This is a genomic window from Pontimicrobium sp. IMCC45349, from assembly GCF_047219225.1.
GTDB lineage: Bacteria > Bacteroidota > Bacteroidia > Flavobacteriales > Flavobacteriaceae > IMCC45349.
In genome coordinates this window covers 244,423-255,261 of sequence record NZ_CP178208.1, presented here as the reverse complement: position 1 = coordinate 255,261, position 10,839 = coordinate 244,423, and the positions used below count along the sequence as shown (strand labels likewise).

Annotated in this window: 15 protein-coding genes; 4 read left to right on the top strand and 11 right to left on the bottom strand. The window is 31.0% G+C overall.

What is annotated here, in order from left to right; all coding sequences use genetic code 11:
* From ACLII3_RS01215 to ACLII3_RS01200, 4 genes are read left to right on the top strand one after another with little or no spacing between them, the layout of a single operon-like run.
* The gene (locus tag ACLII3_RS01215; RefSeq protein WP_412985832.1) at window positions 1-657 is read left to right on the top strand and encodes a TrmH family RNA methyltransferase; all 657 of its coding nucleotides are present in this window, start codon (window positions 1-3) and stop codon (window positions 655-657) included.
* A gap of 41 nt (window positions 658-698) precedes the next feature.
* Complete coding sequence (locus ACLII3_RS01210; RefSeq protein WP_412985830.1) at window positions 699-1,118, top strand: VOC family protein; 420 nt, start codon at window positions 699-701, stop codon at window positions 1,116-1,118.
* Between the two features lie 11 nt (window positions 1,119-1,129).
* Window positions 1,130-1,507: a VOC family protein gene (locus ACLII3_RS01205; RefSeq protein ID WP_412985829.1), complete on the top strand. Its 378-nt coding sequence runs from the start codon at window positions 1,130-1,132 to the stop codon at window positions 1,505-1,507.
* A gap of 59 nt (window positions 1,508-1,566) precedes the next feature.
* Window positions 1,567-2,214 (top strand): hypothetical protein, encoded by a 648-nt coding sequence (locus ACLII3_RS01200; protein WP_412985828.1) that lies wholly within the window; start codon window positions 1,567-1,569, stop codon window positions 2,212-2,214.
* Here the strand turns inward: ACLII3_RS01200 and ACLII3_RS01195 are convergent.
* The 11 genes from ACLII3_RS01195 to ACLII3_RS01145 all read right to left on the bottom strand — a co-directional run bounded on the left by ACLII3_RS01195 (window position 2,209) and on the right by ACLII3_RS01145 (window position 10,817).
* A complete protein-coding gene (locus ACLII3_RS01195; RefSeq protein WP_412985827.1) occupies window positions 2,209-2,988 on the bottom strand; it encodes a carboxypeptidase-like regulatory domain-containing protein in 780 nt (259 codons plus the stop codon). The two genes, ACLII3_RS01200 and ACLII3_RS01195, sit on opposite strands and share 6 nt — an antisense overlap.
* A gap of 86 nt (window positions 2,989-3,074) precedes the next feature.
* Window positions 3,075-4,955: a DEAD/DEAH box helicase gene (locus tag ACLII3_RS01190; RefSeq protein ID WP_412985825.1), complete on the bottom strand. Its 1,881-nt coding sequence runs from the start codon at window positions 4,953-4,955 to the stop codon at window positions 3,075-3,077.
* A 283-nt stretch (window positions 4,956-5,238) separates the two neighbouring features.
* Window positions 5,239-5,781 (bottom strand): VOC family protein, encoded by a 543-nt coding sequence (locus ACLII3_RS01185; RefSeq protein WP_412985824.1) that lies wholly within the window; start codon window positions 5,779-5,781, stop codon window positions 5,239-5,241.
* 14 nt (window positions 5,782-5,795) lie between these two features.
* Complete coding sequence (locus tag ACLII3_RS01180; RefSeq protein ID WP_412985823.1) at window positions 5,796-6,191, bottom strand: VOC family protein; 396 nt, start codon at window positions 6,189-6,191, stop codon at window positions 5,796-5,798.
* A 59-nt stretch (window positions 6,192-6,250) separates the two neighbouring features.
* Window positions 6,251-6,631, bottom strand: coding sequence for a helix-turn-helix domain-containing protein (locus ACLII3_RS01175; protein ID WP_412985822.1), 381 nt, complete (start codon window positions 6,629-6,631; stop codon window positions 6,251-6,253).
* Between the two features lie 159 nt (window positions 6,632-6,790).
* Window positions 6,791-6,994 carry a hypothetical protein gene (locus ACLII3_RS01170; RefSeq protein ID WP_412985821.1) on the bottom strand — a complete coding sequence of 68 codons (204 nt, stop codon included), beginning with the start codon at window positions 6,992-6,994 and terminating at the stop codon, window positions 6,791-6,793.
* A 26-nt stretch (window positions 6,995-7,020) separates the two neighbouring features.
* The gene (locus tag ACLII3_RS01165; RefSeq protein ID WP_412985820.1) at window positions 7,021-7,518 is read right to left on the bottom strand and encodes a hypothetical protein; all 498 of its coding nucleotides are present in this window, start codon (window positions 7,516-7,518) and stop codon (window positions 7,021-7,023) included.
* A gap of 95 nt (window positions 7,519-7,613) precedes the next feature.
* Window positions 7,614-8,498 (bottom strand): helix-turn-helix domain-containing protein, encoded by an 885-nt coding sequence (locus tag ACLII3_RS01160; RefSeq protein WP_412985819.1) that lies wholly within the window; start codon window positions 8,496-8,498, stop codon window positions 7,614-7,616.
* Between the two features lie 171 nt (window positions 8,499-8,669).
* The gene (locus ACLII3_RS01155) at window positions 8,670-9,119 is read right to left on the bottom strand and encodes a hypothetical protein (protein ID WP_412985818.1); all 450 of its coding nucleotides are present in this window, start codon (window positions 9,117-9,119) and stop codon (window positions 8,670-8,672) included.
* 189 nt (window positions 9,120-9,308) lie between these two features.
* Window positions 9,309-10,127 (bottom strand): alpha/beta hydrolase, encoded by an 819-nt coding sequence (locus ACLII3_RS01150; RefSeq protein WP_412985817.1) that lies wholly within the window; start codon window positions 10,125-10,127, stop codon window positions 9,309-9,311.
* Window positions 10,128-10,241: 114 nt separating this feature from the next.
* The gene (locus ACLII3_RS01145) at window positions 10,242-10,817 is read right to left on the bottom strand and encodes a non-canonical purine NTP diphosphatase (RefSeq protein WP_412985816.1); all 576 of its coding nucleotides are present in this window, start codon (window positions 10,815-10,817) and stop codon (window positions 10,242-10,244) included.
* Between the last annotated feature and the right edge of the window lie 22 nt (window positions 10,818-10,839).

The window sequence follows — 10,839 nt, the reverse complement described above, 5'->3', positions numbered from 1 at the left end:
ATGGTAGATATTAAACTTTTAAATTATTTAGAAACTTATTTAACCGAAAACAGGTTAAAACGTTTTAATCAAGTATTATCACAACGTACCAAGTATTTTACTGTGGCTACAGAAGATGTATATCAATTGCATAATACAAGTGCTGTGATGCGTAGTTGCGATGTATTCGGAATTCAAGAGCTTAGTATAATTGAAGAGCAAAATGTAAAAAGTATTGATAGAGAAATTGCCATGGGAGCGCAAAAGTGGGTGGATTTAAATAGGTTTCATTCTGCAAAGGAGTGTATTGTGTCAATGAAGCAACAAGGTTATCAAATTGTAGCAACGACGCCACATACTAACGATTGTAATTTGCAAGAATTTGATATTTCTAAAAAAGCATGCTTCTTTTTTGGACGCGAAACCGAAGGTTTGTCACAAGAGGTTTTAGATGCTGCAGATAGTTTTTTAAAAATACCTATGGTTGGCTTTACTGAGAGTTTAAATATCTCGGTTTCAGCTGCTATTATACTTCAAGATGTCACATCAAAACTACGAAGTTCTAATATTGACTGGAAGTTAACTCAAGAAGAGATTAATGAAAAGAAACTAGACTGGATAAAAAAGACCATTCATAGTTACGACAAGATTGTAGAGCGTTTCTATAGCTCTAATTAATTTTGTATTTTTAATAACTAACATTAATCAATCCAAAAATTATGAAACTACAATCATATCTTGCCTTTAATGGCAACTGTCAAGAAGCAATCAATTTTTATAAAGATGTATTTGATGCACAAGTTACAACCTTAATGCATTTTAAAGATGCACCAGAAGATGTAATGTGTGTGCCAGACGAAGCTAAAAACCTAGTGATGCATGCTACACTTGAGTTTCAAGATTGTTTGTTTATGATGTCTGATACTATCGATGAAGCTAATTTTGTAAAAGGGAATAACTTTAGTATGAGTATTAACGTTGCTGATGTTGATGAGGCTTTGGCAATTTTTAATAGTTTAAAAGAAGGAGGTATGGAATTTATGCCTTTTGCTGATGCTTTTTGGGGTGGAAAATTTGGAATGCTAGTTGATAAATTTGGAGTGCAATGGATGGTAAGCAGTGAACATAAACCATCATAAGCCTATAGTTTATGGAACAAAATATGGTAAGCTGGTTCGAAATTCCAGTATTAGATATGGAACGTGCAATTGCATTTTATAATGCCGTATTTGATATTAATATTCAATCCCAAGATTTTGGTGGAACATTTATGGGTTGGTTTCCTTTTGCCGAAGGAAAAGAAGGAGCTGCAGGATCTTTAATTCGAGATAAAAACTATCAGCCAAGTGCTACACATGGTGTTGCTATATATTTTGCATCTCAAGATGTGCAAATAGAATTGGATAGAGTAGAGGCTGCAGGTGGTAAAATAGCTAAACCAAAAACTCAAATTTCTCCAGAGGTTGGATTTATGGCTTTGTTTATTGATTCAGAAGGTAATAGAATCGCTTTACATTCAAGAAAATAGCTGTTTTGTTTGAAGATGTGGAATTAAGGTAGTTATTTTACAGTTATCAACCTAACAATATGATTACCAAACAAAATGCATTATCAGCGAATAAGCTGAATAGGAATACTTATGTCTTTTTATTTAGTGTTATTACAGCGTGTATTACACTTATAGTTGTATTACATTTTGCTCAAGATGTTTCTTATAGGCAGTTAACTGCAGACCCTAACAATTTAGGGAAACAGCCTTTTTACTCAGGTATTTTATCTCAAATAGGTATTTTCTTTTGGTCAGCAATTATTACAACCAGCTTAGTGTTTGCTTATATAAACAGGTTCTATAGACAAGATAAGCATGTGAGGTCCTTTTTTATATGGTCTGCGCTTATTGTGTTATGGTTGGCTATTGATGATTGTTTTTTATTTCACGAAGATGTACTACCGAGTTTAGGAATTCCTCAAAAAGTGATCGTGTTTGGTTATGGTTTAATGGTGTTAGTGTATTTGTATAAGTTTAAAGGTTTAATACTTAAGACACCATTTATACTTCTATTAGCGGCTTTTGGATGTTTTGGACTATCTGTTTTTATAGATTTTTTCCTTCATTTTGAAGGCGAAACCTATATAGACTCATTAATAGAAGATGGTGCCAAATTCACAGGTATTGTACTATGGTTTGCATACATCTTTAATTGTAAAAGTTTAGTTTTAAAAGAGAAACTATAAACGCTTTCTAGTACGACTAAGTACTTTGTATTCTTCGTAACAAGCACTAATAGCATCTAACACTTGAAGGTCGTTAGCTGTTCTTATAAAGTCTTTAGAGTAGTTACATTCACTAACAAGTAAATCTAAATCCACTTTGTCAACTTGTAATAATGCTGTAAGCATTTCACGGTCAAAACGCGATGCTAATAAGTTTCGTATTTCATCATCTTGCTTCATTTGTCTTAGCTTACGCATTTCACGAGGCTTTTTACCAAACATATTATGCAAGAAATCGGCAGGATTAAAAATTGCTCCAAGTACTTTGGTAACAGCATTAGGAGAGCTAGGACTAGACTCATAACCAGTATTTAATCCAGAAATACTATAACGTATGTTTTTTTGAATAGGTACTTGCTTAATATCAACCTCTAAGTAGCCAGTAAGTTTTAATTGGTTTACAACAACTTCTTCCAGTGCAAGTGCTAGCTCAGTCATTTCAATAATTGTGGAAGTACCATACTTTATCCAGTCGTTAGTAACACGAACTTTTATGGATTTATAACCTAAATAGGAAAGGTGAAGTGTGTCATTAGCCTGAGCTTTAATTTCAAACTCACCTTTGCTATTTGTGGTTGTACCAATTACTTGGTTTAAATTAACAATGTTAACACTTTCAAGAGGAGATAAATTCCCAGCTTTAGTGATTTTACCTTTAACAGTAGTAGTATTGGTTTGTGCAATACCAACTAATGAAGTAAAAGCAAAAGCAATTAATAATAAAAGTGTTCTCATCGTGTTTATTTAGGTTATAAAAGTAGTAAACAAAATTTATAAAATTTATTTCTACTTTAATTTTGACTAAAAATTAACAGAAAGGTTTACTTTCTTCTATTACGTCTTGGTCTAGAAGAACCAGTATCGTTTGACCTAGATTCCGAACGTCTTGATCTTGAAGAGCTATCGTTGCTTCTTCTTTCACTACGTTCTGGTCTGTCATTTCTATTTCTAGAATCTGATGAGCGTCTATCACTGCGTCTTCCACCTTCACTACGTCTTCCGCCACCATCACGTCTTTCTCCTCTTGGTCTATCACTACGTCTTCCTCCTTCGCGTCTTCTTCCGCCACCATCACGTCTGCGACCTCTGTTTCTATCACGTCCTTTATTTTCGGTAACTTCTACGTTTACAAAACGACCATTGTGTTTAAAGTCGGTAAAGAATGCTAATACTTTCTCTTTAATAGCTGTCTCTGTATTAAAGAAAGAAAAACTGTCTTTTACATCTACCTTAAATACATCGTCACGACCAAGGTCAAGCATTTCTTTTAAGAAATCTTTTAAGCTCATCCAATCGTAACCATCTTTTCTACCTACATTTATAAAATAGCGTGTAGAATTACTGTCTTTTCCACCATCTCTAGAACTGCTATTTTGAGCTTCAACGTTTAAGTCTTTCGCCTTTTGATAGTAGTTAAAGAAACGAGTAAATTCAACCGAGAAGAATTTTTTAATCAATTCATCCTTAGAAGTGTCTTCAAATAACGCATTGATATCGTTTAAGTAAGGGTCGATTTCGTGGTTAATAGAAGTATCATGTACCTTATTTGCTAACGACATTAATTGCACTTGACAAATTTCCATTCCATCTGGAATGTCTTTTTTCTCAAATTGCTTTTTTATAATGCGCTCAATACTTTTTATTTTACGTGTTTCACTTTTAGAAACAATTACCATAGAAACACCAGTTTTTCCTGCACGACCTGTACGACCACTTCGGTGTGTATAGGTTTCAATTTCGTCAGGTAATTGGTAGTTAATTACGTGAGTAATATCATCTACATCAATACCACGAGCAGCTACATCTGTTGCAACTAGCATTTGTATTTGCTTGTTTCTAAACGATTTCATTACCAAATCACGTTGGTTTTGGCTTAAATCACCATGTAATGCACCAGCGTTGTAACCATCTTCAATAAGATTTTCTGCTACTTTTTGTGTATCGCGCTTTGTACGACAAAATACTACAGAGAAAATATCTGGATTTGCATCAGCTAAACGCTTTAAAGCTTGGTAACGGTCTCTAGAGTTTACTAAGTAGTACTCATGTGATACGTTTTTACTTCCTTCGTTTTTATGTCCAACTGTAATTTCTTTTGGGTCGTACATAAACTCTCTAGCAATAGTTGCCACTTCTTTTGGCATGGTTGCAGAAAATAACCATGTGTTTTTATCTTGTGGTGTGTGTGATAAAATTTCGGTAATATCTTCGTAGAATCCCATGTTTAACATCTCATCTGCCTCATCTAATACTGAGTACTGAATTTTTGAAATGTCAACCATATTACGACTAATCATATCTTTCATACGACCTGGAGTAGCAACAATAATTTGCGCACCTTTTTTTACTTGTCTAGCTTGATCAGTAATACTTGCACCACCATAAATAGCAGTAACGTTTAAGCCTTTAAAGTATTTACCGTAATTTTTAAGTTCGTTCGTGATTTGTAAACAAAGCTCACGTGTTGGCGATAAAATTAAACCTTGTGTAGTACGACTGTCTACATCAATTTTTTGAAGCATAGGAAAACCAAAAGCTGCTGTTTTTCCTGTACCAGTTTGTGCTAATGCTACAAGGTCGCTTTCATCTTCTAATAAAACAGGAATTGCTTTTTGTTGTACTTCACTAGGTGTTTCAAAACCTAAGTCGCTAATGGCTTGTAGGATACGTTCCTCAAGTCCAAGTTCTTGGAATGTGTTCATTCTTAATTTAAGTATTCGATTATGTTATGTAGTGTTACATAAAGAAGTGCATCGAACATACTTAAACCCAAACTTCTAGTAACACATCCTCACCCTGAGGAATTTATGGCTGCAAAAGTACATGATTTTTTTTATTTATAGCTTATGTGGATATAAATAATAAAAATCATGTACTAACAAAGTGGTTCTTGATGTGAAGCTGAATTTTGTTTTTTATGTTTACAAAATCTAGCTTTTACAGAAAAAATATAAGCTTTATTATTTAATTGGAATTTGGTGTTAATTATTTTAAATTCAATTGCCAAGAAACTCCAAATTTGTCTGCAACAAAACCAAACTTTTTACTAAATCCATAGTTTTCTAAAGGCATCATTACTGTTCCGTTTTCAGATAGCTTTGTAAATAAGTACTCAAGTTCTTTTTCATCCTTACATTCTACAAAGTTGGATACTCCTGGAGTAAAGTTCCAATCATGTTTAATTGGACTATCACTACACATAAAGAGTTTTCCGTTTAAACTAAAAGTAGCATGCATTATTTTTCCTTCTTTCCCTGGACTTCCTTGTTCCCATCGTTTTAAATCAATAATTTTAGAATTGTCAAATAACTCAACATAAAGGTTTATTGCTTCTTCTGCATCATCATTTTGAAATGTTAGAAAGCTTGTAACTTGATTATTGCTTTTATTATTACTTATTATATTTTGCAGACTATCTTTTTCTTGTTCCATTTGATTTAATTCTTTAGTTAATTTCTCTTCAGCTTTAGAGTTTGAGCAGCTAACAAAAAGAATTCCAAGTATTATTAATGTTATTATACGTTTCATAAGTTGTGTGTTATTTATAAAGTTTCGACTATTTGCAAATAATTACCACAAGTGTCATCAAAAACAGCAATTTTAACCGTTCCCATTTCTGTTGGCTTTACACTAAATTTAACTCCTAAATTAGATAATTTTTCATATTCTTTTTCAATATCCAAAACATCAAACTGTGTGTATGGAATACCAGCATCAAAAAGTGCTTTTTGATATACTTTTGAAGGTTCAAAATGTTTAGGAGCAGGCTCTAATAATAGCTCTGGTCCATCTTGTTCTTCGTTTGCAACTAAAGTTAGCCACCTATTACCATCACCAACTGGAATATCAATTTTCTTAATAAAGTTTAATTTTTCAGTATAAAATTCAAGTGCTTTTTCTTGATCTTCTACAGGAATACTTACAAGTTTAATTTTCATGATTTTAAGTTTAAATGTAATTTGATGATGCAAAGATTTAAAATCGTAATCAGATAAATTTATCGAAAATTGCGCTTTTGATATGCTCTAGGTGTAAAGCCAGTTTTTCTTTTAAATAAAGTGCTAAACGAACCTAAGCTTTCAAAACCAACTTCGTAACAGGTTTCTGAAATAGATAAACCATTTTTAATAAACTCTTTGGCTTTTTCAATTCGTTTATCAATTAAGTATTGATTTGGAGTTTGACCATAATATCTTTTAAATAGTCTTAATAGGTGGTATTTTGAAACAAATCGAATACGGGAAAAGAGGTCTAAATTTAATTTTTCATTAAAGTTATTGTTAATGTAATTTCTTAATCCAATAACAGTATCTATTTGCCATTGATTAGAATAACAATCATCTTTAATTCGTATTAGCTCTTTCTTATAAAAACTCATTTACCTTTTTAATATATTTTTCTAAACGATTAAACAAAGTTAGTCGCTTATAGAAGAAATATAAGCTTTATTATTTAATTTGGTAAATGAGTTTGGAAGTATTGTTATGTTTGCCCAACAACTGCAATTTTACCTGTATATTATTATATATAGTTTGTGTTAGAGTTCTTTGCAGAGAAAGCCTTTTGAAATTAGTAAGGATTCAATATCTGAAACAATATCTTTTTGCGCTTCAATTCTTAGAATATTATCACAATCTTCAAAGTCAAAACCTACTTTATCAATTGTTTTTAAGGATGACAAAATAGTTTTGACTTTTGTTTCTAAGCCAATGCTTATATCAGTTTTAAAGACAAAAACCATCTGGTTGTGTTTTTTAGTTTATTAAATTAATTTCTTTCTTTAAGTTTAAAGAGTTTTGTGAGTTGAAAAATTGCAAAAGCAGGAAGTAATATTCTAAATATATTTAAAATTCCCCATAATTTTAGTTTTGAAGGAATCTCATCAATAGGAACACTATTTTCGTTAAAAACAGGTACATTAATAGCTGTTATAATATACACAGAAATAGCATAGGTAATTAGAAAAACTACAAATGCTTTCCAAATAATTTTTTTCTCAATAGGATTTTTTATAAATCCAGATTTTTTAATCACTAGAGCTATAAATCCAACCATTACAATTGTTGATGTAGGAAAATGAAAAACTCCAGCATCAATAACATGATGAAATTTTCTGAAATTTTCTGCATTTGTAACAATATCACCAATTAACCAATTTGTTACGTAAGTTATTTGTTCAAATAATTCAACCATACATAAGCCTGTTAACGAAATAAACGTAATTATTAACCATTTGAAGTCTCTTCTTGAGTTTACTGTATTCATCTTTTTGTGTTTTACAATTAAGACTGCAAAAGTAAATCCATAAGCTTTATTAAATGATATTTAAAACAAGGGTATAGTTATTAAAAACTATGTTTTTATTGGTTTCGAAAGCTAGATGGTGTACAATTAGTATGCTTTTTGAAGAAATTGATGAAATTTGAAGTTGCACTAAAACCAAGTTTATCAGCTATTTGATCTATAGTATAAGATGTTTGTAATAATAATGTTGAAGCTTCTAAAATGGAATACTCATGTATAATACTTTTTGCAGTTTTGTTTGTTGCTTTTTTAGTGCATTCAGATAAATATACTGTACTTATATTTAGTTTCTCTGCATAAAAATCCAAGGAATGTCTTGAATGTGAGTGTTTTCTAATAAGACTTTCAAAAGTAAAAGCAATTTCTTGCGCTCTCGATTTCGAGTTGTGTTTAATAGCGCCTTCAAGGATGGACTTTCTAGATTCGTAAAGTAAAATATTTAAATAAGAACGAATGATTTCTTCATTGTTTTCATCAAACTTTTGAAATGATTCGTAAAGCTTTTCAAATAATTCTCTAAAAATTGAAGAGTTGTTTTCTAAAGAAAATAAAGGGGAATAATTTGAATTGAAATATGGAAATTTTTGTTGAACATCAAAATCTAGAAGTACTTTATTTAAAAAGGTTGCGTTAAATACAAGCATATATCCTTTTGAAATTGTTTCAACGCTTTTAACATCTACAGATAATGTTTGTAAAGGTGCAAGAAATGAGATTAAGGTTTTGTTTTTAGTAGAGAAGCTTATGTTATCTATGATAATATCTGCATTGTATTTTTCGGAAAAGTAGATTTGGAAAAATTCACATTTTCTAGAAATAGTTTGAAAAGGAATCTCCTCAAGGTGATCTTTAAATTTTAGAATATGAAAACCATCACACTTTTGAAAGCTCCCAATGTTCATGGATTGTAATAATGAAGCTATATTCTTGTGGTTTTCCATTTCTAATTAGTTAGACTATGTTATAATAACAAAACTACAATGAATTATAATTAATATAAGTTTTCTTAGTCTTTATTGAATTTATTTATTGCAAAAGGAGTTCGTTTAACGGTTAGAATAACCGTCTGTTGTCGGTTTAGAATTATGGCTATATATTTTTACTAACGTTTTTTAATTCCGTTCATAAACATATTCATAACCAATATCTCTATAAAAAATCCTGTTGTTATCGAATTTGGTTAATTCAATTTTCTCAGGATTTTGATAATAATATTTTCCATTGTCTAATTTCTCTATAATGTTAAAAGTATACTTAATAAAATGGTCAAGCATATCTTCAGGAACTGGGTTGTGAATTACTATTATATTATTTTCAATTACTTTCCAATAGTCAGAACTCAATTTAAATTCAGATTTCTCGTTTTTGACGTAAAATTCGTTTTCGGTAAATTTTATGTCGGATGGTCTCATTAGTAATTCAAAATCTTTGTCTTCAAATTCTACCATTAGCCTCATTTGTTTTTTTATAGAATCTCTACCAGTTTCCGAAATCAAAATCATTTCCTTGAATTTCCATTCTCCCAATAAGTCAGACCTTTTTAATTCCTGCGAAAAGTTCAATAGAGGAATTAGTAAAGTTATAGTTAGAATTATTCTTTTCATTTCGTTTTTTCAAATGTTGGATAACGGTTTCGGCTATTAGTAACTGCGTGATAAACACTTAACTTTACAAGTACACTCCTACTTTGGAAATTCCGCAGGAATTTCCAAAGTAGGAGAACAAGCAATTATTTATAGCCATTATTGTGCTTAGTTGTCCAGCCATTCCGATACTTTGTTAATCAACTCTAATCTTTTATCGGAAAATGAATGGTCAGTTTTCCATATATGATGTTCAATATTTCCGATATATTCTATCCAATTTTTATTCCTATTGTTTTCGTCTAAAACTAGAATTTTTAGTTTATTTAATTCTCGCTTATACTGCTTTAGATGAAAACTTTTATAATTTAATTGTAAATCTTTGATAAAGCTAACCTGTTTTGTGTTTAGCATGAAATAAGGTTTGATAAGATTTTTATAAAAGTTTTTAAAATTCTCTTCCTTAAGTGATGATCTCGAGAGATAATTCCAGGGTGAACACAAAGCAATTTTATTTATCCTATCATCTTTTGCTGCACTTAACAAAGCAACTTTTCCTCCCATACTATGTCCAAATAAAATAAATGAATCTGTCTTTACTCTAAATTTATTAGAATTTTCTGGTGTTGAAAAGAAATCTATTACATGTTTAACATCTTCCGTAAGATTTGAAAATAAGAACTCACCTTGACTACCCCAAGCTCCGCGATAATTAAAGTAAATAACATTTCTACCATCTCTTCGCAATGCCTGAGCCAAGTCTAAGTTCCTCTCATTCCCAGGTAGTCCATGAAGTAGAATAACTGTTTCTTTTTTCTCTTTTCCTGAAGCCAACATTCCAAAAGCTGCAATTGAATCATTTTCGATAACTATCGTGATTTCTTCACTGCTTGCAGGAATATTATTATTGTTGTTTTCTTGAGCAATTAAATTATGACTAAAAAAAAGGAGGCAAACGATAATTAATGAAATTGATAGGTTTTTCATAATGTGTATTATTAAGCACAACATTTGTGTATACTCCCTTGGTAGTATATTTTTATTATATATACCTACAAATTTAGCGAAAATTCTTATAAAATATATACGTAGAAATACGTGTTAATAGCTTTCCAAAAAGGCAACCAATTGTTGTACTGCTTTACCACGATGTCCTATTTTATTTTTTTCTTCTAAGGTAATTTCAGCAAAGGTTTGTGTGTAATTTTCTGGTTGAAAAACAGGGTCGTAACCAAAACCACCTTGGCCTTTTTTATCGGTAGTAATATCACCTTTACAAATGCCTGTAAAAGTGTGTAGCTTATCATTTAATTGTAAAGCAACTACAGTTTTAAATTGGGCTTGTCTATTGGTATTATTGTTTAGCTCTGTTAATAGTTTGTTGGTGTTATCGTCTGCATTACGTTGTGGTCCAGCATAACGTGCAGAGTACACTCCTGGAGCACCATTTAAAGCATCAACTTCTAATCCTGTATCATCGGCAAAACAATCGTAGCCATAATTGGTTTTTATATATTCGGCTTTTTGTATGGCATTACCTTCAATAGTTTCTTGAGTTTCTGGAACGTCTTCAAAACAACCAATATCTTTTAGGCTTAATAATGTAATGTGAGAAGGTACCATGGCTTGTACCTCTTTTAGTTTGTTAAGATTATTGGTAGCGAAAACTATTTTCATGCGTTTGTTGTTTATGCTGTAA